This window comes from Rhizobium sp. RU33A, from assembly GCF_900156055.1.
In the GTDB taxonomy this organism is placed as follows: Bacteria; Pseudomonadota; Alphaproteobacteria; order Rhizobiales; family Rhizobiaceae; genus Allorhizobium.
Genome location: NZ_FTMQ01000002.1, coordinates 387,006 through 409,587 on the forward strand (window position 1 = coordinate 387,006; position 22,582 = coordinate 409,587).

The 22,582-nt window shown below is 61.7% G+C and carries 24 protein-coding genes; 13 read left to right on the forward strand and 11 right to left on the reverse strand.

Annotated elements, in window-relative coordinates; genetic code table 11:
- Positions 1–51 precede the first annotated feature (51 nt).
- The gene (locus BW978_RS07800) at positions 52–300 is read left to right on the forward strand and encodes a hypothetical protein (RefSeq protein WP_076393865.1); all 249 of its coding nucleotides are present in this window, start codon (positions 52–54) and stop codon (positions 298–300) included.
- Positions 301–327: 27 nt separating this feature from the next.
- On the opposite strand, the gene BW978_RS07805 is transcribed toward BW978_RS07800, so the two are convergent.
- Complete coding sequence (locus BW978_RS07805) at positions 328–1,272, reverse strand: oxygen-dependent tRNA uridine(34) hydroxylase TrhO (protein WP_139330392.1); 945 nt, start codon at positions 1,270–1,272, stop codon at positions 328–330.
- A 172-nt stretch (positions 1,273–1,444) separates the two neighbouring features.
- Here BW978_RS07805 and BW978_RS07810 point away from each other — a divergent pair, with 172 nt between their 5' ends.
- From BW978_RS07810 to BW978_RS07825, 4 genes are read left to right on the forward strand one after another with little or no spacing between them, the layout of a single operon-like run.
- A complete protein-coding gene (locus BW978_RS07810) occupies positions 1,445–2,965 on the forward strand; it encodes an ABC transporter substrate-binding protein (RefSeq protein ID WP_076393867.1) in 1,521 nt (506 codons plus the stop codon).
- Positions 2,962–3,897 (forward strand): ABC transporter permease, encoded by a 936-nt coding sequence (locus BW978_RS07815; RefSeq protein WP_076393869.1) that lies wholly within the window; start codon positions 2,962–2,964, stop codon positions 3,895–3,897. Before BW978_RS07810 ends, BW978_RS07815 begins: the two co-directional genes overlap by 4 nt.
- Complete coding sequence (locus BW978_RS07820) at positions 3,894–4,712, forward strand: ABC transporter permease (protein ID WP_083697532.1); 819 nt, start codon at positions 3,894–3,896, stop codon at positions 4,710–4,712. The genes BW978_RS07815 and BW978_RS07820 overlap by 4 nt, the downstream gene beginning before the upstream one ends.
- A complete protein-coding gene (locus BW978_RS07825) occupies positions 4,709–6,112 on the forward strand; it encodes an ABC transporter ATP-binding protein (protein ID WP_076393871.1) in 1,404 nt (467 codons plus the stop codon). Before BW978_RS07820 ends, BW978_RS07825 begins: the two co-directional genes overlap by 4 nt.
- A 16-nt stretch (positions 6,113–6,128) precedes the next feature.
- On the opposite strand, the gene BW978_RS07830 is transcribed toward BW978_RS07825, so the two are convergent.
- Complete coding sequence (locus BW978_RS07830; RefSeq protein WP_076393873.1) at positions 6,129–7,037, reverse strand: CHAD domain-containing protein; 909 nt, start codon at positions 7,035–7,037, stop codon at positions 6,129–6,131.
- Entirely contained in the window at positions 7,027–7,509 is a 483-nt protein-coding gene (locus BW978_RS07835; RefSeq protein ID WP_054148162.1) for a CYTH domain-containing protein, read from the reverse strand. Before BW978_RS07835 ends, BW978_RS07830 begins: the two co-directional genes overlap by 11 nt.
- Positions 7,510–7,666: 157 nt before the next feature.
- Between BW978_RS07835 and BW978_RS07840 the strand changes: the two genes are divergently transcribed.
- The 4 genes from BW978_RS07840 (at position 7,667) to BW978_RS23755 (ending at position 10,300) form a co-directional block, all read left to right on the forward strand.
- Positions 7,667–8,305, forward strand: a complete 639-nt coding sequence (locus BW978_RS07840; protein ID WP_076393875.1) for a 2-dehydro-3-deoxy-phosphogluconate aldolase — start codon at positions 7,667–7,669, stop codon at positions 8,303–8,305.
- 87 nt (positions 8,306–8,392) lie between these two features.
- Complete coding sequence (locus BW978_RS07845) at positions 8,393–9,091, forward strand: tellurite resistance TerB family protein (RefSeq protein ID WP_076393877.1); 699 nt, start codon at positions 8,393–8,395, stop codon at positions 9,089–9,091.
- 103 nt (positions 9,092–9,194) lie between these two features.
- Entirely contained in the window at positions 9,195–9,884 is a 690-nt protein-coding gene (locus BW978_RS07850) for a GNAT family N-acetyltransferase (RefSeq protein ID WP_076393879.1), read from the forward strand.
- Positions 9,885–9,898: 14 nt separating this feature from the next.
- Complete coding sequence (locus tag BW978_RS23755) at positions 9,899–10,300, forward strand: hypothetical protein (protein ID WP_244551919.1); 402 nt, start codon at positions 9,899–9,901, stop codon at positions 10,298–10,300.
- A gap of 5 nt (positions 10,301–10,305) precedes the next feature.
- On the opposite strand, the gene BW978_RS07860 is transcribed toward BW978_RS23755, so the two are convergent.
- The 3 genes from BW978_RS07860 to BW978_RS07870 all read right to left on the reverse strand — a co-directional run bounded on the left by BW978_RS07860 (position 10,306) and on the right by BW978_RS07870 (position 13,048).
- A complete protein-coding gene (locus BW978_RS07860; protein WP_076393881.1) occupies positions 10,306–11,427 on the reverse strand; it encodes a nickel/cobalt transporter in 1,122 nt (373 codons plus the stop codon).
- Positions 11,421–12,065, reverse strand: coding sequence for a DUF1007 family protein (locus BW978_RS07865; RefSeq protein ID WP_076393883.1), 645 nt, complete (start codon positions 12,063–12,065; stop codon positions 11,421–11,423). Before BW978_RS07865 ends, BW978_RS07860 begins: the two co-directional genes overlap by 7 nt.
- 89 nt (positions 12,066–12,154) lie before the next feature.
- Positions 12,155–13,048, reverse strand: coding sequence for a LysR family transcriptional regulator (locus BW978_RS07870; protein ID WP_076393885.1), 894 nt, complete (start codon positions 13,046–13,048; stop codon positions 12,155–12,157).
- A 578-nt stretch (positions 13,049–13,626) separates the two neighbouring features.
- Here BW978_RS07870 and odc2 point away from each other — a divergent pair.
- From odc2 to BW978_RS07890, 4 genes are all read left to right on the forward strand, one after another.
- Complete coding sequence (odc2, locus tag BW978_RS07875; protein WP_076393887.1) at positions 13,627–14,760, forward strand: ornithine/lysine decarboxylase; 1,134 nt, start codon at positions 13,627–13,629, stop codon at positions 14,758–14,760.
- A 69-nt stretch (positions 14,761–14,829) separates the two neighbouring features.
- Positions 14,830–15,426 (forward strand): GNAT family N-acetyltransferase, encoded by a 597-nt coding sequence (locus BW978_RS07880; protein ID WP_076393889.1) that lies wholly within the window; start codon positions 14,830–14,832, stop codon positions 15,424–15,426.
- Positions 15,427–15,684: 258 nt separating this feature from the next.
- A complete protein-coding gene (locus tag BW978_RS07885) occupies positions 15,685–16,386 on the forward strand; it encodes an OmpW/AlkL family protein (RefSeq protein WP_139330394.1) in 702 nt (233 codons plus the stop codon).
- A gap of 402 nt (positions 16,387–16,788) precedes the next feature.
- The gene (locus tag BW978_RS07890; protein ID WP_076394908.1) at positions 16,789–17,409 is read left to right on the forward strand and encodes an outer membrane protein; all 621 of its coding nucleotides are present in this window, start codon (positions 16,789–16,791) and stop codon (positions 17,407–17,409) included.
- Positions 17,410–17,483: 74 nt separating this feature from the next.
- Here the strand turns inward: BW978_RS07890 and BW978_RS07895 are convergent, their stop codons facing one another.
- The 5 genes from BW978_RS07895 to BW978_RS07915 all read right to left on the reverse strand — a co-directional run bounded on the left by BW978_RS07895 (position 17,484) and on the right by BW978_RS07915 (position 22,555).
- Positions 17,484–19,319: a methyl-accepting chemotaxis protein gene (locus BW978_RS07895; protein ID WP_076393893.1), complete on the reverse strand. Its 1,836-nt coding sequence runs from the start codon at positions 19,317–19,319 to the stop codon at positions 17,484–17,486.
- Between the two features lie 297 nt (positions 19,320–19,616).
- Positions 19,617–20,603 (reverse strand): WD40 repeat domain-containing protein, encoded by a 987-nt coding sequence (locus BW978_RS07900; protein ID WP_076393895.1) that lies wholly within the window; start codon positions 20,601–20,603, stop codon positions 19,617–19,619.
- Between the two features lie 61 nt (positions 20,604–20,664).
- Positions 20,665–21,786, reverse strand: coding sequence for a CobW family GTP-binding protein (locus BW978_RS07905; protein ID WP_076393897.1), 1,122 nt, complete (start codon positions 21,784–21,786; stop codon positions 20,665–20,667).
- 149 nt (positions 21,787–21,935) lie between these two features.
- On the reverse strand, positions 21,936–22,253 hold the full coding sequence (locus BW978_RS07910) for a type II toxin-antitoxin system VapC family toxin (protein ID WP_348529162.1): 318 nt from the start codon (positions 22,251–22,253) through the stop codon (positions 21,936–21,938).
- A 23-nt stretch (positions 22,254–22,276) separates the two neighbouring features.
- A complete protein-coding gene (locus BW978_RS07915) occupies positions 22,277–22,555 on the reverse strand; it encodes a type II toxin-antitoxin system Phd/YefM family antitoxin (protein ID WP_076393899.1) in 279 nt (92 codons plus the stop codon).
- Positions 22,556–22,582 lie beyond the last annotated feature (27 nt).

A 22,582-nucleotide genomic window follows, 5' to 3' on the forward strand; every position in this document is an offset into this window, starting at 1 on the left:
CTGGAACGATTGCCGGTCTTGCGCCTTCTCCTTTCAGAAAGGAGACATTCCATGTTCACCACAGATACCTGGCTTAAAATCGTCTGCAGCATGATGATCAATGCCGTGATCTTCGGAGTCGGCGCCATTCTCGTGCTGTCGATCCCGGCTTTGGCTGCTCACGCCAAGGTCCTGCTGCCGCTGGTCGTCATCGCCGCCTTTGCCGCTGCCCCCTTCTTCGCACTGGTGGTCGCACCGCGCATGCGGCTCAGAAACTGGGGCCGCAAAGACTGGAAGCGCGGAGATACGATCTCCGGCTGATCAGGCCAAACATTCCATCGGCGGCTTTCAGCCGCCGATGTGCTTTTCGCCACGCTTCCTGGCGAGCGCGATCTGCAATTGGCGCTGACGATAGCGGTCACGATCGGCTTCGGTGCGATCGGGATAGCAATGGCTGCAGGAGACGCCTTCCTCGTAATGCGGATGGGTCAGTTCTTCTGCTGTGATCGGGTTGCGGCAGGCATGGCAGAGCCTGTGATCGCCCTCTTTCAGGCCATGGGTCACGGAGACCCGTTCGTCAAAGACGAAGCAGGCGCCGTCCCAGAGGCTCTGTTCTTCCGGCACTTCCTCCAGATATTTCAGAATGCCGCCCTTGAGGTGGTAGACCTCATCGAAGCCCTGTTGCTTCATGAAAGCCGTCGCCTTTTCGCAGCGGATGCCGCCGGTGCAATACATGGCGATCTTCGGCTTGTTGTGCAGGCCGGGATTGTTCTTCACCCAGTCGGGAAACTCGCGGAACGTCTTGGTGTTCGGGTCGACGGCGCCGCGGAAGATGCCGATAGCCGTCTCGTAGTCGTTGCGGGTGTCGATGACGATGGTCTCGGGATCTGAGATCAGATCGTTCCAGTCCTTCGGATCGACATAGGTACCGACGATCTCGTTGGGGTCGATGTCCTCGACGCCCATGGTGACGATTTCCTTTTTCAGCCGAACCTTCATGCGCAGGAAGGGCATCTTGGAGGCCCGACTTTCCTTGTGCTCCAGGTTCGAGAATTCCGGCTGACTACGAATGTAGGCAAGCACCTTGGCGATCGCAGCATCTGTGCCGGCGATGGTGCCGTTGATGCCTTCATGGGCAATCAGCAGAGTACCCTTGACGCCTTCTGTTTTGCAAAGGGTCTCGAGTGGCTCCTGGAAGCTTTCGAAGCGCGGAAACTTGGCAAAGTGATAGAGGGCGGCGACGCAAAAGGCGCCGGTTGTCTCAGGGCGGGGGGCTGAAGTGTGTTCGGTCATGGTCTGCGAAATACCCCCTCGGCCCTTGCTGCGCAACGGATTTCCGTTCGCCCGGGCAAGTTTGAAAATCGTCAAGTCGATCGCCGATTGTGCGTTGGTGCGTTGCAGCACTGGACAGCGCGAAAAGCTTTGAGTAGAGGAGTGTAACTTTATAACATTATAGGTGATCCTAATGTTCAAGAATATCTTCGCAGCCTCATTCGCGCTTCTGCTCGCCGGTGCGGCGCCCACCATCGCGGACGACGGCGTCGTCGACATCGTCGCGCCCTTTGAAATCGGCGGTCTCGATCCGTCCAAGTCGGGCGACATTTTCCTGCGCATGGGGATCGTCGAGACCCTGGTCGAGGCGGACAAGGATGGCAATCCGGTTCCGGCGCTGGCGAAGAGCTGGACGGTCAGCAACGACGGCCTGACCTGGCGCTTCGAGCTGCAGTCGGGCGTGACGTTCCAGGACGGTACGTCGCTGACGGCGGAGGCAGTCGCCTCTGCGCTCCGGACTGCCAAGGACAAAGCCGGACTTCTGAGCAAGGCGCCGATTGCCGACATCAAAGCCGAGGGGGAGGGCACGCTCGTCGTCTCGCTGACGAAGCCTTTTGTGCCGCTTCTCGCTTTCCTTGCCGAGAACCGTGCGCAGATCCTGGCACCGGCCTCCTATGACGGCGCTGACGTCAAGTCGATCATCGGAACGGGACCGTTCAAGCTGACGAAGATCGAGCCGCCGCAGAGCCTCGCCGTCGAGCGCTTTGCCGACTACTGGGGCAATAAGCCCGAAATCGAGAAGGCGACCTATCTTTCGGTCAGCCGCGCCGAGACCCGCGCGCTGATGGCCGAGAGCGGTGACGCCGATTATGTCTTCAACCTCGATCCCGCCAGCCGCACACGGCTTTCGAAGAGCGACAAGGTCGTGCTGCAGTCTGTCTCGATCCCGCGCAGCGTCCTGCTCAAGGTCAATGCCGGTCATCCTTTCCTCGCCGACGTCAAGGCGCGCGAGGCGTTGAGCTTGGCCATCGACCGGGAAGGCCTTGCAGTCGCCATCCTGCGCTATCCGGCGGCTGCGACCCAGCTTTTCCCACCGAGCCTGAAGATCTGGCACGATGCCGATCTTGCGCCGCTCGGTTATGATGTCGACAAAGCCAAGGCGCTTCTGGCCGAGCTCGGCTGGACGGCGGCTGATGACGGCATTCTGGTCAAGGACGGCAAGCCGTTTGCTCTGACGCTAACCACCTATCCGGACCGCCCGGAACTGCCGTTGATCGCCGCCGTCCTGCAGGACCAGTTGAAGGAAATCGGTGTTGCGCTCACCATCAACTCGACCAATTCCTCCGAGATCCCGGCCAAGCATCAGGATGGTTCGCTGGAACTCGCGCTGATGGCGCGCAACTTCGCGCTGGTTCCTGACCCGATCGGCACCATGCTCTCCGACTACGGTCCTGGTGGTGGTGGTGATTGGGGTGCCATGAACTGGACGAATGCCGGCTTCGAAAAGGCGCTGGATGATCTGACCCGCGTCACGGACCCCGCTGAAGGCGAGGCGCTGCGCCATCAGGCCGTCGCTGCCATTCAGGCCGAACTGCCGGTCATTCCGCTGGCCTGGTATCAGCAGACCGTCGCCTTCTCGCCGAAGCTGGAGGGTGCCACGATCGATCCGTTCGAGCGTAGCTTCGGTCTCGAAACCATGCGGTGGGCGAAATGACGAAGGCCATTGTGAACCGCCTGATCCAGGCGGCTCTGGTGGCGTTCATGGTGGGTATCATCTGCTTTGTGATGACAAGGTCGCTTCCGGGCGACCTTGCCTACCGGATCGCTGCCGGCCGCTATGGCTACGATGTCGTCGACAGTGCGGCCGCTGCCAAGGTGGCCGCCGAACTCGATCTCGCCAAACCGGCCATCCTGGCACTCTTCGACTGGATGGCCGACCTCTTGCGCCTTGATCTCGGCACATCGCTCATCAGCGGCAAACCGGTCATCGAAGAGATCGGCATGCAGCTCGGTCACACGGTCCAGCTGGCTTTCGCCGCTATCGTGCTGTCGCTGTTCATTGGCCCGCCGCTTGGCATTCTCGCGGGTCTCAGGCCCGGCGGGGTGCTCGACCGCACACTGATGCTGGTCTCGACGGGGCTGCGTGCCCTGCCGCAGTTCGTTGTCGGCCTGGTCCTGATCATCATCTTCGGGATCACCTTCAATCTCCTGCCCGTGGCAGGCCACACCCATGGTGCGCATCTTGTCCTCCCGGCATTGACGCTGGCGCTCGGTCTTGCTGCCGTCTCCAACCGCGTGGCACGGGATGCCATGGTCGCGGTTTCGCGCTCGCCCTATTACACCTTTGGCCGCACCAAGGGTCTGAGCGAATGGCAGGTCTTTACGCGGCACGGACTGCGCAATGTTGCCGTCCCGATCGTCACCTATCTCGGTGTGCAGTTCGTCTACCTCGTCGAGGGGGTCGTCGTCGTCGAGACACTGTTTGCCTGGCCGGGCATAGGCCATGCGCTGGTGCATGCGATCTTCGGCCGCGATGTGCCGATGATCCAGGGTACGGCACTGGTCATGGGATTTATGTTCGTCGCGCTCAATGCGCTTGTCGATCTCTTCTGCCATGGCATCGATCCCCGGAGACGCAGCACATGACGACGCTCGATTATGTGGCGCCGCGCCCGGCGCGTTGGCCGATGCGTCGGTTGGCTGGCGTGGCCATCCTGGGCGGGCTCTTGGCTTTTGCCTTCCTCCCGCTTGTGATCGGCGGAACGGATCCGCTCAAGCAGACGCTGCGCTACAGCCTGCAAGGGCCGAGCGTTGCCGATTGGTTCGGCTATGACCATCTCGGTCGCTCGATGCAGGCGCGGCTTGCGGCAGCCCTTCGCCTGTCGCTGGGGCTGGCACTGCTTTCGGTGTTCACCGCAATGATCCCCGGCGTGCTGCTCGGAGTGCTTGCGGCCTGGCGCGGCGGTTTTGCCGATCGCGCCGTGGGTGCGGTGTCCGAGGCCTTCCTGGCGCTGCCCGGTCTGTTGCTGGTGCTGATGCTGACGGCGATCGTGCCCGACAATCCGGCCATGCTCTATGTTGGCATCTCCCTCGTTCTGTGGGTCGAGTATTTTCGACTTACACGGGCCCTGGCACGACCACTGCTGTTTTCTCCGGCTGTGGAGGCCTCGCGTCTGCTCGGCTTCGGTCCCGCATATATCCTGCGCCGGCATCTCTGGCCGGAGCTTGCGCCGATGATTTTGACGGTGGCCGCCTATGGTGCTGCCTCTGCGATCATGGCGATCGCGGCGCTCGGCTTCGTCAGCGTCGGTGTCCGCCCGCCGACGCCGGAGCTCGGATCGATGATGATCGAGCTTCTGCCTTATTACCAGGAGGCGCCGCATGCGCTTCTGCAGCCGATAGCCGTCATCTTCCTGATGGTGCTCGCCCTGCAACTGATCGCCGGAAAGGACAAGCCATGACCATTCTGCTTTCCGTCGATGGGGCTTCGGTCTCTGCCGCCAAGGGTGAAATCGTGGCCCCGGTCTCGTTTTCCCTCAAGGCGGGGCGGCCCTTCACCATTCTCGGCGAAACCGGCTCGGGCAAGAGCCTGCTTGCCCAGGCGATCATCGGCCTCCTGCCGTCCGGGCTGACCGCCACCGGCTCGCTGACCATTGATGGTGAGACGCTGCCGCTGGCCGAGCCGAAGCTCTTTCGGAAACTCTGGGGCCGGACAGTCGGCGTCCTGCCGCAGGAGCCATGGCTGGCGCTTGATCCGACCATGGTGGCGCTCGACCAGGTGGCCGGGGGGCATCGTTATCTGGGGCGTCTCGATGAAGACGAGGCCGTGTCTGCGGCTCGCACCGATCTCGAAGCGCTTGGCGTGCTCGATGCCGAGGCAAAGCTCCCGGGTCAGCTTTCCGGCGGCATGGCGCAGCGCGTTGCCTTTGCCGCAGCAAGGGCCGGTGGTGCGCGCATCATCATCGCCGACGAGCCGACCAAAGGGCTCGATGTTGCCCGCCGGGACGAGGTGATCGCGCTTCTGATGCAGGAGGTGCAGGCGGGTGGCACGGTGCTCACCATCACCCACGACCTCGCGCTCGCCCGGCAGATGGGCGGCGATCTCGCCGTCATGCTGGAGGGCAAGATCGTCGACGCGGGTGAGGCGGCAGACGTGCTGGCATCGCCGGTCCACGACTATACGCAGCGGCTGATCGCGGCCGAACCGGAGAACTGGGCGCAAAGGGCTTTGGGAGTTCGTGACGATTCGGACCCGATCCTGATCGCTTCCGGCTTGAAGAAGGTGCGTGGCGGCAAGCTGCTGTTTGACGGACAGGAAATCGCCCTTCGTCCCGGCGAGATAGTCGGGATCACGGGGCCAAGCGGCTCGGGCAAGAGTTCGCTCGGAGACGTTCTGCTTGGGCTGTTGACACCCGATGCCGGCGAGGTCACCCGCCTGCCGCAGGCATCTGCCGTTCGCTATCAGAAGCTCTACCAGGATCCGCCCTCTGCCTTTCCGCAGAAGATCACGCTCGGGGAGGCGATCGCCGATCTGATGCGCCTGCACAGGCTGGACGGCACCCGTGTCGCGCCGCTGATGGAGCGGCTGCGGCTGTCACCCGTGTTGTTGACGAGGCTGCCGACGGAGGTGTCCGGCGGCGAGTTGCAGCGTTTCGCTCTTCTGCGCGTGCTGCTGCTCGATCCTGTCTTCCTGTTTGCCGATGAGCCGACTTCGCGTCTCGATCTGATCACCCAGCAGGAGACCATCGATCTCTTGACGGAACTGGCGCGAGAGCGGAACTGCGCGGTTCTGCTTGTCAGCCACGACGCAGCCCTGATCGAGAAGACCTGTGATCGTCAGGTGCGCATCGGCAGCGCCTAGACTGAGATCCGAAGCCTCACGCCGTGGCCCGCAGCCAGAGCGTCTCGATGACGCCGGCCTCGTCTTTGGCGGGGTCGGCGAAGACCTGACCGGCTAGCGCCACAGCTTCGCGGCGGAGGTCCTGCTGGCGGCGGATGATGATCGCCAGCAGGAAGGACTGGCCTTCACCGTCACCGAAGATCTCGGGCTCATGGTCGAGCAGGGCCGTCAACACCGTCAAGTCGTGTTCATGGCCAAGCAGGTCAACCAGTCTCTTGGCGTCCCTGCGCTTGGCGGCGAAGGCACTCGGCCAGAGTTCCCGCAGCAGCGAAAGGTTCATCCAATAGGCCTGGGCCGCCTTGCGCAGGTCGTGATAGGCCTCGCCATGGCCTTGTCCCTCGCAGAACTCCAGTGCCTCTGCCGCACGCTGCAGCCCCTTGCGCCAGCCTTTGGCCAGAAGGCGGGCCGCGTGACCCGGTCTCGAGGGAAGTTCGAGTGTATCGAGCGCTGCATGAGCTGCGCGGCACTGATCGATCGCGTGCCGAACCTTGTCCTCGAGATCCGTCTCGGAAGAGGCAATGTCGTCGCGCCGGAGGACGAGGACGGTGCGGGCCGCATCCAGCGTCTCGGCTTCGTCATCGGTTAGGGTGTGCTCGGAAAGATGGTCGACGGTTTCGATCAGGGCTGTCGCGTCGCGCACCAGGGAAAGGCCGCGTGCGGTGTCGCGAATGCGGGCATTCTCCTGGCGCCGGAACGTTTTGTCGGCGGAGGCGACGAGACGGTAGAGGTTTCGGACCCTTTTGAACCCCTTGCGGGCCTCATGGATCGCCTCGTGCAAACCGTCGGGTCTGGTCTCCAGAGCCGCGATGGCGCGCTCCAGCTGTTCGCGGGCGATCCGCCTGACTTCTGTCTCCAGTCCGGCGTCCGGGCTGATCCTATAGGGCATGCACCAGCCCCGGGCGGCTTCGCTGGGTCGCGAGGGACTGGTTGGAATAACGCTTGTCTCCCGTCACCTCACGGCCAAGCCATGCGGGCAGCTTCGGATCATCGGTCTCCGACTGCATCTCGACTTCGGCAATGACGAGGCCGCGGTGATTGCCGGCGAAGACGTCGACTTCCCAGGTGAAGCCGGCAAAATCGACCGTGTAGCGTGTCTTGTCGATCACATGGCCATCGGCAATGCCGATCATTTCGCGGGCGTCGTCTATGGGGATGGGGTATTCGAATTCGTCGCGGACCCGGAGGTTGCTGCCGAATTTGATCGTGACCTGGGCGGTCGCATCGTTCTTGGTCCGGATGCGGACCGAGCGGTCGCTTTCGGCGCAGATATAGGCCTGCCTGATCTGGGTCTCGGACGTGACGCCGCCCTTCCAGGCATCGTCCCGCACAAGAAACTTGCGTTCGATTTCCTTCGCCATACGCTCACGCTCCGAAAACAATTACGCCGCTGAACCATAGCGGAGGCGGCCGTGTTAGGAAACTGGAAAGATTCCGTGCTAGCTGTCGGTCTCGACAATCCGGTCGGCGCGGGTTAGTGAAAACCCGATCTAATCGTTTTAAAAAGAGGGTTCTGCCATGGGCGACAAAACCGAAAAGCTCCTCTCCACCCTGAAGCTTCAGCCGGTCGTGCCGGTTTTGATCGTTGAGGATGCCAGGACGGCGGTGCCGTTGGCCCGTGCTCTTGTCGCAGGCGGCCTGAAGGCGATCGAAATCACGCTCCGGACCGATGCTGCACTTGAAGCCGTCCGGCTCGTGGCTCAGGAAGTCGAAGGCGCCGTCGTTGGCGCAGGCACCATCCTCAACGCCGCTCACTATGCCGCGGCCGTCGATGCGGGCTCGCAGTTCATCGTCAGCCCCGGTACGACGCAGGAGCTGCTGGACGTGGCGCGGAGCTCCGACATTCCGCTACTGCCGGGTGCTGCCACTGCGTCTGAAGTGATGGCGCTGCGCGAAGAGGGCTACAAGGTTCTGAAATTCTTCCCCGCCGAACAGGCTGGCGGTGCGGCCTATCTCAAGGCCCTGTCCTCGCCGCTTGCCGGAACGCTGTTCTGCCCGACAGGTGGGATCTCGCTGAAGAACGCGATGGACTATCTTTCGCTGCCGAACGTCGTCTGCGTCGGAGGCTCCTGGGTTGCGCCGAAGGAGCTGGTTTCGGCCGGCGACTGGGCCGGCATAACCAAGCTTGCGAGCGAAGCATCGGCACTCAGGGGCTGATATCTTCGTCAGCGTTTCCATCAGGCTCTTTGTAATGTCACGGTCGCTTCCTATCTAGGGAGCGACCGTTTCAACAAGGAGACCGCAATGTTCGACGCCAAGAAGCTGCTGGATCAATTCCTCGGATCACAGATGCCGGGCGCATCCGGCTCGATCAGCCAGAAGGGGAACGATATCCTCGGTATGGCGAAGGCCAACCCGTGGAAGAGCGGCGCGCTTGCAGCCGTGCTGCTGGGCACGAAGACCGGTCGATCGCTGGGCGGCAATGCCCTGAAGCTCGGCGGACTCGCCGTAATTGCCGGTCTCGGCTACCAGGCCTACAGAAACTACAAGTCCGGACAGCCGGCCGAGCCGACGCAGGCGCTGCCGGAGCTCCTGCCGCCGCCGAAGGATTCGCCCTTCAGCACCGAGCCCGAGGCCATCTCGAATGATTTCGCCCTGTCGCTGGTGCGCGCGATGATCGCAGCCGCCAAGGCTGACGGCCATATTGATGTAAGCGAGCGGGCGCGGATCATGGACAAGGTTCACCTTTCCGGCCTCGGTTCGGAAGCGGAAGCCTTCATCGAGGCCGAGCTTGCGAAGCCCATTGATCTCGATGCGCTCGTCGCCTCGGCCAAGACCGAGGAGCAGAAGGTGGAGATCTACACCGCTTCGCGCCTTACCATCGAGCCCGACACCCGCACCGAGCGCGGTTACCTCGACATGCTGGCCGGTCGCCTCGGATTGCCGGATGCGCTGGTGGATCACATCGAGGCGACGGTCGCCTCCGCGAAGATCAGCCTCTGACATGTGCTGCGGCATCCGGTCCGGGCTTGGTACTGCCCGGACGGTTGCCTTTGCCGGCTCCGTGCCCTAAGCCTCGGGCCACTGTTTTGCCCGAGGCGTTTTCATGCGTGACCTGTCGACATTCAAGGGATGTCCGGCGCCCCAGCCTGTCAGGCTAGAGGGGCGTTTTGTCGTGGTCGAGCCGTTTGACAGTTCCGCGCATCTCCATGCGCTCTGGACCGGTCTTGGCGGCATGGCGATCAATCCGCTGCTCATCTATTTCACCCAGCCCGATTTCAACGGCATCGACGACTTCGACGCCTGGCTGGCGGCCGTCCAGAAAGGTGGCTGGGTCACGGAGGTTTTTCGCGACAAGGCGTCGGGCAAGATCGTCGGCATGGCAAACTACATGCGACCCGATCCGGCCAATGGCGTCGTGGAAATCGGCGGCGTGGCGCATGGTCCCACCATGAGCCGTTCGCCGCTCGCGACCGAGGCGCATTATCTTCTAGCCCGGCACGTCTTCGACGATCTCGGCTATCGCCGCTACGAATGGAAGTGCCACAACGAGAACCAGCCGAGCAAGGTGACGGCGAAGCGCTACGGCTTCAGCTTCGAAGGCGTGTTCCGCCAGCATATGCTGTCGAAAGGTCGAAATCGCGACACCGCCTGGTTCTCGATGATTGATAGCGAGTGGCCATTGATCCGAGCCGCCTTCGAGGCCTGGCTTTTGCCTGAGAATTTCGACGAGGCCGGCCGCCAACGGCGTCGGCTCGAGGATCTGCGGGCCGAGCTCGCGGCCTCAGACACCTGATAGGAAAGCAAATCGTGAAGCCGAACATCTTCAGCATCATCCTTTATGTCGGCACGGCAGTAACCGTTGTCGCACTCGCCTATGCGAGTTTCCAGAGCGCGACGGTTGCCTGGTCGGTCGGCATCTGCGTGGCGATCGGGGTCGTGGTCTACGCGTTCAGCAAGTTGCCGGAACCGAAGAAGGTCGCGCGGTCCGAGGGAACGTCGAGCACGACGCGCTCGCCGGCAGCGCAGGCCGCTGTCGTTGTTGCCGTGATCTTCGGCCTGATGCTGATCGTTCCGACCGTCGTGCTCTGGCTGGGGCGCTACTCGCCCGAACTCGGTGCCTTCGTGGGTGGGGTCGCCCTGATGGCGATGTTCCTTATCCTTTGGCTCCGCTCACGCTATCAGCGCAGCCGGGACGGGGACCAGGGCTGATTCTCTCAGCCGTTCAGGCTCGCTGCCAGAAGAAGGGCGCCGAGCAGGATAACGAGCAGTGCCGCACCGACTTCGATCGAGCTCGCAACGACGCCCGCGCGGCGCGACCCGGGCCCTGAGAGTTTCAGCGCAATGCTTTTTGCGCCGACCGCAAGGCTGGCGAGAATCGAAACGGTGATCGCGGTGCCGAGGGCCATGGCGAAGACGGACAGGACACCGCCGAGCAGCAAGCCGTTCAACAGCGAGAAGGTCATCACCAGAAGTGCGCCAGAGCATGGCCGCATTCCGACCGCGATGACGGCGGACCAGGCGTCCCGCAGGCTGAAAGCGCTGCCGCCGACGAGGCTCGGATCGGGCAGGTGGGCGATGCCGCATTCGTGACAGACAGACCCTGGAGCCAGCGCATCGTGATCATGGGCGACCGCCAGGGCGCGGAAGCGTGAGCCGGTTGTCTCGCCAGTCGAGGTGGTCTCAGTCGGACCGGCAAACAGCGAGGCCGTGACGCTGCCGCCGGAGGACGTGTCGGCACCCTTGAACAGGCTGCCCGTCGTTGCTGCCGCCCCACTTGTCTGGGCAAAGGATGCCTTCAGCTTGCGCACCAGCAGCCACAGGCCGAAGGCGACGATCATCGCGTAGCTGGCAATCTCCAGCGTGCGCGTCGCATCCGTCATGCTGATCGCGGTGCCGCGCAGCACGACATAGGCAATGCCGACGACCGCGATGGCGACGAGGCCTTGCAGGAACGCCGAGACGAAGGAAATCAGGATGCCGCGGCGCAACTCGATTTCATTGGCGAGCAGGTAGGACGAGATGACTGCCTTGCCATGGCCGGGGCCGGCGGCGTGGAAAATCCCGTACAAGAATGAGAGGCCGACCAGCGTTATGAGGCTTGCGGGATCCTCGCGCATGGCCTTCAGCGCTTCGGTGAGCGATCGGTAGAAGGTCTGCTGGTGATCGTTGATCCAGACCAGCAATTCGGCGAAGGGGCCGCCCGAGGGCTGGTAGCTGGGTTCGGCCGTGCCGATGCCAAGCGGGGAGGCGGCATGCGCGAGACTGGCGAGAAGCACAAGCACCAGTGTCGCGGCAATGAGACCCGAAATGCGCAAGCGGCCGGCCGTCGTCAGCATGCGACCTCCATGCGGGTGGCGAACAGCTTGCCCATGTCATTGCCGGTGGGATCGCTGAAAAAAGCCTCGGTGAGGTTGAGCTGGTTCTGGGCGATGACCTCGTCCGGATCGGGGCGGACGACCTTGTGGGTGCAGGCCGCGAAGGCCTTGCCCTCGACCACCATGTCTTCATCCTTGGCGAAGTCGATCGCGGTATAAAGCGTCGGGTCGTAGACGCCGAAATTCATCCGCCCGCCGATCGTGACGGGTGTCTTCGGCTTTGCGACGAAGAAGACGAGGAGCTGGTTGTCCTTAAAGTCGACGTTGAAGACCTCGGGCTTCGCGATTTCGGACGTGGCCCCGTCCTTGGTGATGAAGGAAAAATAGCTGTAATCGCCAAGCGAATCGCGGATCGTGTTGGCGATTTCGGTCAACTCGCTGTGGTCGAGCTTCAGGTCGCTGTTCTTGTCGAAGTCCATGAGAACGCTCGAGGAGAAGATGTCGTCGAAGCGCCAAACATTGCGCAGTTCCTTCAGCGTGCCGTCATCCGCCGCGACGATCTCGAGCCGGGCCTCGGCGAAGATATGCGGATGGGAAAGTGCCGGTGTGGCAAAGGCCGTGACCATTGCGGCCGCCCAGTAACCGAGCCTCTTCAGCATGCTCCCAAAACCCTTCCCGATTTCCCGCTTGAGGTCTCTCCCTGTCCGATGAATGGGACAAAAGTGGGACCCGATGCAGCGCTCACGGCTCAGGAATAGCGCTTGAACCATGCGTGAAGATAGTCGACGAAGGCGCGGACCTTGGCCGGCAGGTAACGGCGGTGCGGATAGACGGCGTAGATGCCGCGGTCCTTGGCGATGAAGTCGTCGAAGAGCGAGACCAGTTCGCCCGACGCCAGATAGGGGCGGGCAATGAAGTCCGGGATCATGGCAACGCCCATGCCGGTCCGCGCAGCACGCAGGGTCGCGAGCGGACTGTTGACCTCGATGGGGCCTGAGACGTTCACCGAGATCATGTCGCCATCCGCCTCGATGAAGCGCAGGCTGTTGTGCGAGCGTGAGTTGGTATCGATCAGGAAGGGGATGCGGGACAGCTCGCTCGGATGCACCAGCGGGCCGTTGTCCGCGATGAAGGCGGGTGTCGCGCACGCATAGACGCGGAAGTCGGAGAGCTTGCGGGCGATCATGCCTGAATCGTCAAGCTTGGTGATTCGAATGCCGAGGTCGAAGCCTTCCTCGATCAGGTCGACGAATCGATCTTCCGCGACGATTTCGAGCGATAGCTGCGGGTTCTCCCTGGCGAAGTCGATCAGCGACTGCCCGACATCGGCATCGATGAAGGTGCGGGGAACGGTGACCTTGAGCTTGCCCTTCAGGTCGGCATTATTCTCGCGCACGAGATCTGCGAGGTTGTCGATCTCCTTCAGGATGTCGGCTGCGGTGCGAAAATAGGTGTGGCCGGCTTCTGTCAGCGAGAACTGCCGGGTGGTCCGGTTGAGCAAGAGGGCGCCGAGTTCATCCTCCAACTCCCTGACGTATTTGGACAAAAGCGCCTTTGAGCGGCCTGTCTTGCGGGCGGCCGCGGAAAACCCCTCGGCTTCCACCACGTCGATGAAGGCTCTGATGCGCGTCAGCGTGTCCATTCTCGTCCCATTCCCCTCGCGAAGTTGCCGGATTGTGAACAAAGCGCCCGCTTCGTTCAATAGCTGCCGCAGAAACCGCGAAAAAACTTCCGCACGACCTCAAAAATTCTCTTGATTATGACGAGGACATTTCTTATCTCCTGCTCAGCCCAAAGTCGCACGTGCCCGTGTGTGTCCGCCGACCCTCGAACTGGGATTTATCCCTAAGGTGAGGTTATCGGTAAGGTACCTGGAACTAACCCCTCCAGTCGCTATTCCGGCCAACCGGAAAATGCGAGGACATACGAAGCAACGACGGTGCGGGCCTTTCTAGTCTCTTCCGGCTTTCCATCAGCTGGAGTTACTTCAGAGGCACACCATCATTGCCGGAAGTGCGGTAGGGTCTCCCTCCAATCCATGGCAGACAAAGCGGATTAATGTGCTCGTTCCAGAGTGCGTCGATCCATCGTTTCGCGCGTCGAGCGTTCGTACGGTACCGGTGTCTCCACCGACTGGTTTCGAGCGATGTCTCGCCGTCCTTTGTCCACCCGAAGCTTGGCAGCTTCGGACATCCTTGGAATTTTGGAAGGGTTAGACCGATGACCACTGCTCGCATCCTCGACTTCATCAACACCCGCCGTCCTGAAGGTCCCTGCCTCGTGGTCGACCTCGACGTCGTGCGCGACAATTTCGGTGCCTTCCGTCATGCCCTGCCGGACAGCGCCATCTACTACGCAGTCAAGGCGAACCCGGCGCCGGAGATCCTCCAGCTCCTGGCCTCGCTGGGCTCGAACTTCGACTGCGCTTCCGTTGCCGAGATCCAGATGGCGCTCGATGCCGGTGCAGATGCTTCGCGCATCTCGTTTGGCAACACCATCAAGAAGGAGCGCGACATTGCGCGTGCCTTCGCACTCGGCGTCAATCTCTATGCCGTCGACAGCCATGAGGAAGTCGAGAAGATCGCCCGTGCCGCTCCCGGCACCCGTGTGTTCTGCCGCGTCCTGACGGATGGTGAAGGCGCCGAATGGCCGCTTTCCCGCAAGTTCGGCTGCGTGCCGCAGATGGCCGTCGACGTTCTCGTCTATGCGCACCAGCTGGGCCTCGAAAGCTTCGGCGTCTCGTTCCATGTCGGTTCGCAGATGACCAAGGTCGATGCCTGGGACGGCGCCCTTGCCGATGCGAAGCGTGTGTTCAACTCGCTTGCCAAGCAGGGCATCGTCCTGAAGATGGTCAACATGGGTGGTGGTTTCCCGACCAAGTACCTGCGCGACATCCCGTCCGCAGAGGCCTATGGTCAGGCGATCAACGCGTCGTTGAAGAAGCACTTCGGCAACAACATCCCGCAGACCATCATCGAGCCGGGCCGCGGCATGGTCGGCAATGCCGGCGTGATCAAGGCGGAAGTCGTTCTGATCTCGAAGAAGTCTGATAATGACGAGCATCGCTGGGTGTTCCTCGACATCGGCAAGTTCGGCGGTCTCGCCGAAACCATGGACGAAGCGATCCGTTACCCGATCCGCACCGCCCATGACGCTGACGCGATGGAGCCCTGCGTTCTCGCCGGTCCGACCTGCGATTCGGCTGACGTGATGTACGAGAAGAACATGTATCCGTTGCCGATCTCGCTTTCGATCGGCGACGAGGTTTTGATCGAGGGCACCGGCGCCTACACCACCACCTATTCGGCGGTGGCGTTCAACGGCTTCGACCCGCTGAAGTCCTACGTCATCTGACGTCTCCCGCGCCGGCCAACCGGCGCGGACCCCCACAATTATCGTCATCGCTTGGGATGGGAGGCCAGAATGGCCGCTGTTCTGGACAGCATGCGCGCGCTTTTCGCGCCGGCGCCTGCATTTGTCATCGATCATGAAACGCCGGCCGACGTGGTCGCGCGCGAAGCGCTGCTTGACCGCACCATGGGCCGCGACCGCCGCAAAAAGTCGTCGGAGAAGATCCGCCGCGGTCGCATTCCTGCCGAAGGGCTGGCATTCGTCGCCCGTGATGCCGCTGGCCACGTCATTGGAACTGTGCGTCTGTGGAGCATCGAGGCCGGCGTCAGCCGTGAAGGCAGGGCGATCGATGCCCTGCTACTCGGTCCGCTTGCCGTCGACTGCGCCCATGAAGGCAAGGGAATCGGGGCTGCACTGATGCGTGCCGTTCTTCTCGAAGCGCGCAAGCGCGGGCACGGCGCCGTTCTGCTCGTCGGCGATGCCGCGTACTATGAGCGTTTCGGCTTCTTTGCCGACAAGACGCAGCATCTGGTGATGCCGGGTCCGTTTGCGCGTGACCGCTTCCTGGCGCTGGAACTCGTGCATGGCTGGCTCGAAGGAGCCGCCGGCATGGTGGTCGCGTCCGGGCGCAAGCTGTCACAGCCGATGGTCTCGCGCCGCGCAGCCTGATCGAAGGCTCCCGGATGCTTGCTGAAGGGCCCGGCCGCGATTCGTCGCGCCGGGCCCTTTCCTTTGTCCGCGCAGCAGGCCGGGCGCACACTGCTTTTTCAATCGTCAACTCTGGCTGTGTCATGCCGGACACTGCTCCGAAGACGATCGTTATTTTTCATGATCAAGTGCTAACCTATTGATCTACCTCAAGCGGCTTCTCTCTCCGGGGCTGCTAGCTGGCGCCGGCTCTAGGCCAGTATCTGTTTCAAGGAGAGAATGATGAGCACCGTCCGGACTGCCTCAACCCGCGCTCTTGCCGCGACCGCCACTCTGCTGCTGCTGACTAACGCAGCCTCGGCGGCCGACATGGCGCCGCTTATGGACCCTGCACCGGAAGCGGCGACCGAAACGTTGGCCGCGCCAAGCCCCTGGCAGGTCCGCGTGCGCGGTCTCGGAGTCATCACCAATGATTCGGGTTCGGTGAACGGCGTTGGCGGTTCGGATTTATCCTACGGTGACAGCGTGACCCCCGAACTCGACATCACCTATTATCTGACCGACAATTTTGCCGCCGAACTGATCCTCGGCACGACTTATTCGAACATCTATGCGGAGGGGAGCCTGGCTGCCGTGGGCAAGGTCGGCAAGACATGGCTTCTGCCGCCGACGCTGACGCTGCAGTACCACTTTACCGATTTCGGCGCGTTCAAGCCTTATGTCGGCGCCGGCGTCAACTACACCATGTTCTACAGCCAGAAGGGCGACGCGGCGAGCAGCCTCGACGTCAAGAACACCTTCGGCACGGCGCTGCAGGTCGGTGCCGACTACATGATCAACGAGCACTGGGGCGTCAACTTCGACGTCAAGAAGCTGTTCCTAAAGGCCGACTTCGACGCGACCATCGGCGGTACCAATTACAGCGGCAAGGCCAAGCTCGATCCGTGGCTGATCGGTGCGGGTATCACTTACAGGTTCTGAACGGAAACCGCATCCGGTCCGGATGCGGGATTCTTGAAAAGGGGCGGGCCAGAGAGCTCGCCCTCAAAACCCCGAGACGATGTCGCCTGTCACTCGCAAATGCAGTTCAGTACTGGAGCCTTAGTGCCCGGGGCCGATCCGGTGGCGACTTCTACGACAGTCGGTGTGGCAAAACTCACGCACTCCTCACACAGTCCTGACAAGAACCGTCCTTTTTTCCGCCACGAGCGGGAACTATCTCCTCTCTCATCGCTTCTTGCTGCGGGGTCCGGCGCGAAAAATTTCGCACGGGCGGGAACAAATACGCCGGATAGGTTTAGGTGGTTATGTTGTATAATCATCACATACATTAACCAGAGATGGCGTTATAAGCGACCTTGTAACACAGGAGTTAAAAACATGATGAAGAGCATCCTTCTCGGATCTGCCGCCGCTCTGGCGATTTCGACCTCGGCTTTCGCGGCTGACGCCATCTACGAAGCTCCGGCTGAACCGCCGATGGCTGCCATCGAAACCGCGCCCCAGTTCTCCTGGACCGGTGGCTATGCAGGTGTTCTGACCGGCTACGGTTGGGGCGACGCGGACGTTGCCGGTGCCGGCAACGCTGACTTCGACGGTGCACGCTTCGGCGGCTTCGTTGGCTACAACTGGGATCTCGGCAACCAGCTCGTTGTCGGTCTTGAAGGCGACCTGAACTACGACTGGAACGAGGAAACTGTCGCTGGCGTCGGTGACTTCGAAACCGGTCTGAACTGGTCGACCCGTGCCCGTATCGGCTACGCTATGGATCGCGCGCTTCTGTTCGCGGCTGGTGGTTACACCGGCACCAACCTTGAAGGCCCCGGCGGCGACGACACGCTGCATGGCTGGACCGTCGGTGGTGGCGTTGACTACGCCCTGACTGACCGCATGTTCACCCGCGTTGAATATCGTTACAACGATTTCGGCGATGGCAACGTTGGCGGCACCAACGTCGACTTCAACCAGCATACGGTCAATGTCGGCCTCGCGGTCAAGTTCTGATCCGAGCAATTTGATATAGAAAGGCCCGGCTTCCGCGAGGAAGCCGGGCCTTTTTTTGCGTTTTGAAGGTTTGATCAGGCGGCGCGATGGTCGATCTGGCGCGTGCCTTCCGCTCTGATATCGCTTCGCCGGTTCAGCTGGAAACGGTTGACGAGCGAGGTCAACTGCACGGCACCTTCCGCCAGAGTGTGGCTGATTGCTGTCGTTTCCTCGACCATGGCCGCGTTCTGCTGCGTCATCTGGTCGATGCTGTTGATGGCAGCGCTGATTTCCTGCAGGCCGATGGACTGTTCACGCGCGGCGGTGGCGATCGCATCGACATTGGTATCGATTCGGCTGACAAAGTCCCCGATCTGATCGAGTGCGGTGCCGGTCTCCCCGACCAGATGCACACCGGATGAGACTTCGACGCTCGACTTCTGGATCAACCCCTTGATGTCGCGGGCTGCATTGGCGGATCGCTGGGCGAGTTCACGGACCTCCTGCGCGACGACTGCGAAGCCCTTGCCAGCCTCACCCGCACGGGCCGCTTCTACGCCGGCATTCAATGCCAGCAGGTTTGTCTGGAAAGCGATCTCGTCGATGACGCCGATGATCTGACCAATCTCGGAGGACGCCGATTCGATTCGTTCCATGGCAGAGACTGCGGAGCGAACGACTTCGCCCGAGGCCAGCGCGCAGTTTTTGGCATCACGCACCAGTTCTCGCGTGTCGCTCGTCCGTTGGGCGGAGGCGCGCACGGTTGCGGTAACCTGTTCAAGGGCTGCCGAGGTTTCTTCCAGTGCCGCGGCCTGCTGCTCCGTGCGCGTCGCGAGGTTGCCGGAGGCCTGGCGCATCTCCTGACTGTTTTCCAGAAGGCGGCGGGTTTCTTCCATGACCTTCTCAAGCGTTGCCTGGAACGTGGCGATGGAGTGGTTGAAGTCCTGGCGCAAGGGTTCGAAGCGAGCGTCGAAGGCATCGTCGAGCGTCATGCGGATGTTGCATTCAGCGAGGCGATGCAGGCCGGCGCCAAGGGCCTCGATCACGAAGCGAAGCGCTTCGGCCTCGACCATGCGGTCATTGTCTCGCAGACTGCGTTCATGATCGACTTCGGCGCGGGCGGTTTCCGTTTCGGCCTGCAGGCGCTGGTTCTCAAGACCCGCCTGGCGGAAGACCTCGACGGCTGCTGCGATGTGCCCGATTTCGTCATGACGCGCAGCGTGAGGCACGGTTGCGGTGAAGTCACCGGCTGCCATGTTGGTCATGAAGCTGGTGATTTCACCCAGCGGCTTCAGGGCGCGGCGGTGGATGAAATAGACACTGCCGAGGGCGGTTGCGAGCAGCAGAAGACCAAGGGTGAGAACAATGGCTTCTCGGCTCGCCGATTCCTCAGCAGCATAGGCTTCCCGGTCGACGAGATAGTCGGTCGCCATGGTGACGAGTTCATTCACGGAGGTTTCGTGATCGTGAAACTCGAGCTTGAGCTTGGCGAGGATCGGCGTGACAGCGCTCGCATTGCCGGCCAAAAGAGCAGGCTTCACGTCGTTCTGCAGCGTGCTCCAATAGCGGTCGCCCTTGGCGATGACTTCGTCGTAGAGCTTTGTGCGCAGATTGTCGGGCAGAGTGGAGGTCTTCCAATATTCCCGGCGCTCGTCGTAGAGCTTGTTGAGCAGATCGAAGCGCGGGAGGTTGATGGCGGCCGTATCGGGGTGGATGAAGACTTCGTTGGCCAGAGCATAGGATTCGATCAGGTAAAGCGGCGGGGGCAGGATGTCTGCGATGAGGTCCTTGCCGTCGACGATCTGCTTGTAGATCGGGCCGTTGACTTTCAGCGTCTGCAGGGTCTGGGCGCCGACGCCTGCGACTGCGACTATGCCAGCGGCAAGGGCAAGACCGGCCGCCGTCACCACGATTTTCAGGTTCAGGTTCATGTGTCGTCCGTTCGGAACGAGGGCCCCGACCGGGCGCAAGCAACTGCGCCCTCGGCCAGGCTGCCGTGGTTGAAGAGAATTTGAACAGGCTTGTTTGGAATAATTCCCAGTCCCGACGAGACGCGGCTGTGTTGTCTCTCGCTCGTCCCCCCGAAAATAGGGAGGCATTTACTACCACATGGTTAAGGTGAGTAATTGGTGAATCGTTTGATGCAAATTTTCGCAATTTTGAGCGCAAGGCGTGATTTTACGCGCGCATACACGCAACTAAAGCGCTTTTAGGCGCTAGCTTGGCAATCAGCCGGTGATGTCGATGACGCCACAGTCACCCGCCTCTGAGGCGAAGGCGAGGAGTTTGCCGGTGCTGCTCCAGGCAAGCGAGGTCACAGCACCCTTACCGGGACGGCGCAACAGGGCCTCTTTGCCATCGGCGATGCGCACGGCAAGGATCATGCCGTCGATGAAGCCGATCGCCAGAACTTCTTCCATCGGGTGGAAGGCGACCTGGGTGACGAGAATGTTAGCGCGGGTGCCGAGTTCGAGCGGAGCCTTGCCCATGGGGCCATCCTTGCCGGAAAACGGCCAGACGATGGCAGCCGGTGCACCTGACGAGGCAAGCCACTTGCCCTTGGGCGACCAGGAAAGGGATTTGACCTTGGCGGGATAGCCGGTCATCCGCATATGACGGGTATCTGCGGCCTTGCCGTCGAGCTTCCAGCCGTGCAGCGCCGATTCCTGCATCATGGTGACGACAAAGCGGCCATCGGGCGAGAAGGTGACGCCTGTATGAGCGCCCTTCCAGTCGAGATCAACAGGCGCGCCTGCCGTTCCGACCCAGTGCAGCGTAACACCATTGTAGCGTGCGACAGCGATGCGCAGGCCCTTGGGCGCGAAATCCACCGCCTCGACGGTGCGTTCCTCGGTGAATTCCTTCGTCGTGCCATCGGCAAGACGCACGAAGGCCGACTTGCCATGGGCATAGGCGACGGCGCCTTGCGGACCGGGTGCGACGACCGAGATCCACTTGCGCGGCACATGGGCAAGTTCGGTGACCGTGCCGTCATGGGCGATGCGCAGCACGCGGCCGTCCTCGCCACCGGTGAGCAGGGTCTGGCTTGCCGAATCCTTGACGCAGGTCAGCAGCCCGGCATTCGCCTCGGTGACCTTCTCGCCGCCATCCAGCCGATGAATGGCACCGCTCGCAGCGGCGAAGACCGGGATGTCGCCGAGAAAATGGGTCGAGACAACGTGGCCTTCGATATCGAGCGGTGCAACAGTGGGCATACGGACAGGCTTTCTTTCAGGCAGAACGGTTCGGTCAGGCGGCGGAGCGGGAATACCCCGTTCAGGCAGAGGTGGCTTCGCAGGCCTTGAAGCTCGCTTCCAGCTTTTCGCGGTCGAGTTCGCGACCGATGAAGACGAGGCGGCTCTCGCGCTTCTCGCCGTCCTTCCACGGACGCTGATGGTCGCCTTCGACGATCATGTGCACGCCCTGGACGACATAACGCTCCTCGTCGCCCTTGAAGGCGATGATGCCCTTCAGACGCAGGATATTCGGCCCTTGCGTCTGCGTCACCTTCTGGATCCAGGGGAAGAAGCGGTCCGGGTTCATCTCGCCGCCGCGCAGCGAGACAGAGACCACGGTCACATCATGGATCGCCGAGGGGGCATGGTCATGGTGGTGATGGCCGTGGTCATGCGCATGATGCTCGTGGCCATGGTCATGGTCATGATGGTGGTGGTCATGCCCGTGATCATGGTGATGATGGTCATGGCCGCAATCCGGACCGCAGACATGGTCCGGGTCGTCATGGTCGAGGAAATGCGGATCGTTTTCCAGCGCGCGCTCAAGGTTGAAGGCGCCCTGGTCGAGGACCTTGGCGAGGTCGACACCTGACCGGGTCGTGGAGTAGATGCGGGCAGACGGATTGATCGCGCGGACGATGTGCTCGATCTGGTGCAGTTCGTCATGAGTGACGAGATCAGCCTTGTTGATCACGACGACGTCGGCAAAGGCGATCTGGTCTTCGGCTTCGCGGCTGTCCTTCAGGCGCAGCGGTAGGTGCTTTGCATCGACCAGAGCGACCACAGCATCGAGTTCCGTCTTGGAGCGGACGTCGTCATCCATGAAGAAGGTCTGGGCGACCGGGACCGGATCTGCGAGGCCTGTTGTCTCGACGATGATGCCGTCGAAGCGGCCGGGACGGCGCATCAGGCCTTCCACGACGCGGATCAGGTCGCCGCGCACGGTGCAGCAGACGCAGCCGTTGTTCATTTCGTAGATTTCTTCGTCAGACTCGACAATCAGGTCATTGTCGATGCCGATCTCGCCGAACTCATTGACGATGACGGCGTATTTCTTGCCGTGGTTTTCGGAGAGGATGCGATTGAGCAGTGTCGTCTTGCCGGCGCCGAGATAGCCGGTGAGCACGGTGACAGGTGTCGGTTTCGCGGATGCTTCGGTCATGAAAGCCTCTGGTGTCAGGGGGCGCCGGGCGGTGCGGCTGTAATGGTGTTACCTCCATATAGGCGTTCCGTCTTGCCAGTTCAAAGGCTTTCGTGCAGCTCAGACTGCGGCTAGCGCCGAGCGGACATCGGTACGTGCGAAGTCGTCTCCTATATACAGAAGAGGACAGTCGAACTCCTTGGCGGTGGCATAGGAGAAGCAATCACCGAAGTTGAACGCTGCGGGGTGAAGCCTTTGCCGAAACGCTGATAGGCTGCGGCAGCGACTTCCGCGCGTGCCGATGTCAGAGGAATGATTTCGATACCCGATGCTGTAATGAGAATCTTCATTTCTGCGAGCCGCTGATTGCGCGCAGCTACGATGTGGGCTTCAGTCAAGATGGCAGCAGGCACTAGTAGGCGCCGCGATCCATCAGACAGAATGGCCTCGCACTCAGCGGCTGCAGTCTCTGTCTTTAGGATCGCCATCAGCGCAGAGGTGTCGACCACGATCACTTGGGTAGACCGTTTTCGTCATATAGAAAGTCCTGGCTTCTCGCTGCCGTCTCATCTGGAAAGGGGTCCGGCATCTGTGCGAGGCGTTGCTGTAGCTCCTTGAAGAGCTGTCGCCGTTCTTCTTGCGAGAGAGTTGGCAGCCTTTCTGAGGCCTCTATCGGTCGCAAGGCCACAGCATTCTGTCCGTCACGGGTGATGATGACAGGCTCTCCGCGTTCTGCTCGTTCTACGAGTTCCTCGACCCGTGCGGCTGCCTGCTCCATGGAAACACGCATGCTTCTTCCTCACGTTCTCTCTTGACC

What these genes read in the sequence shown, in the direction of transcription:
- BW978_RS07800 (WP_076393865.1), top strand. Translation starts at nt 52, where the DNA reads ATGTTCACCACAGATACCTGGCTTAAAATCGTCTGCAGCATGATGATC.
- BW978_RS07805 (WP_139330392.1), bottom strand. Translation starts at nt 1,272, where the DNA reads ATGACCGAACACACTTCAGCCCCCCGCCCTGAGACAACCGGCGCCTTT.
- BW978_RS07810 (WP_076393867.1), top strand. Translation starts at nt 1,445, where the DNA reads ATGTTCAAGAATATCTTCGCAGCCTCATTCGCGCTTCTGCTCGCCGGT.
- BW978_RS07815 (WP_076393869.1), top strand. Translation starts at nt 2,962, where the DNA reads ATGACGAAGGCCATTGTGAACCGCCTGATCCAGGCGGCTCTGGTGGCG.
- BW978_RS07820 (WP_083697532.1), top strand. Translation starts at nt 3,894, where the DNA reads ATGACGACGCTCGATTATGTGGCGCCGCGCCCGGCGCGTTGGCCGATG.
- BW978_RS07825 (WP_076393871.1), top strand. Translation starts at nt 4,709, where the DNA reads ATGACCATTCTGCTTTCCGTCGATGGGGCTTCGGTCTCTGCCGCCAAG.
- BW978_RS07830 (WP_076393873.1), bottom strand. Translation starts at nt 7,037, where the DNA reads ATGCCCTATAGGATCAGCCCGGACGCCGGACTGGAGACAGAAGTCAGG.
- BW978_RS07835 (WP_054148162.1), bottom strand. Translation starts at nt 7,509, where the DNA reads ATGGCGAAGGAAATCGAACGCAAGTTTCTTGTGCGGGACGATGCCTGG.
- BW978_RS07840 (WP_076393875.1), top strand. Translation starts at nt 7,667, where the DNA reads ATGGGCGACAAAACCGAAAAGCTCCTCTCCACCCTGAAGCTTCAGCCG.
- BW978_RS07845 (WP_076393877.1), top strand. Translation starts at nt 8,393, where the DNA reads ATGTTCGACGCCAAGAAGCTGCTGGATCAATTCCTCGGATCACAGATG.
- BW978_RS07850 (WP_076393879.1), top strand. Translation starts at nt 9,195, where the DNA reads ATGCGTGACCTGTCGACATTCAAGGGATGTCCGGCGCCCCAGCCTGTC.
- BW978_RS07860 (WP_076393881.1), bottom strand. Translation starts at nt 11,427, where the DNA reads ATGCTGACGACGGCCGGCCGCTTGCGCATTTCGGGTCTCATTGCCGCG.
- BW978_RS07865 (WP_076393883.1), bottom strand. Translation starts at nt 12,065, where the DNA reads ATGCTGAAGAGGCTCGGTTACTGGGCGGCCGCAATGGTCACGGCCTTT.
- BW978_RS07870 (WP_076393885.1), bottom strand. Translation starts at nt 13,048, where the DNA reads ATGGACACGCTGACGCGCATCAGAGCCTTCATCGACGTGGTGGAAGCC.
- odc2 (WP_076393887.1), top strand. Translation starts at nt 13,627, where the DNA reads ATGACCACTGCTCGCATCCTCGACTTCATCAACACCCGCCGTCCTGAA.
- BW978_RS07880 (WP_076393889.1), top strand. Translation starts at nt 14,830, where the DNA reads ATGGCCGCTGTTCTGGACAGCATGCGCGCGCTTTTCGCGCCGGCGCCT.
- BW978_RS07885 (WP_139330394.1), top strand. Translation starts at nt 15,685, where the DNA reads ATGATGAGCACCGTCCGGACTGCCTCAACCCGCGCTCTTGCCGCGACC.
- BW978_RS07890 (WP_076394908.1), top strand. Translation starts at nt 16,789, where the DNA reads ATGAAGAGCATCCTTCTCGGATCTGCCGCCGCTCTGGCGATTTCGACC.
- BW978_RS07895 (WP_076393893.1), bottom strand. Translation starts at nt 19,319, where the DNA reads ATGAACCTGAACCTGAAAATCGTGGTGACGGCGGCCGGTCTTGCCCTT.
- BW978_RS07900 (WP_076393895.1), bottom strand. Translation starts at nt 20,603, where the DNA reads ATGCCCACTGTTGCACCGCTCGATATCGAAGGCCACGTTGTCTCGACC.
- BW978_RS07905 (WP_076393897.1), bottom strand. Translation starts at nt 21,786, where the DNA reads ATGACCGAAGCATCCGCGAAACCGACACCTGTCACCGTGCTCACCGGC.
- BW978_RS07910 (WP_348529162.1), bottom strand. Translation starts at nt 22,253, where the DNA reads ATGGCGATCCTAAAGACAGAGACTGCAGCCGCTGAGTGCGAGGCCATT.
- BW978_RS07915 (WP_076393899.1), bottom strand. Translation starts at nt 22,555, where the DNA reads ATGCGTGTTTCCATGGAGCAGGCAGCCGCACGGGTCGAGGAACTCGTA.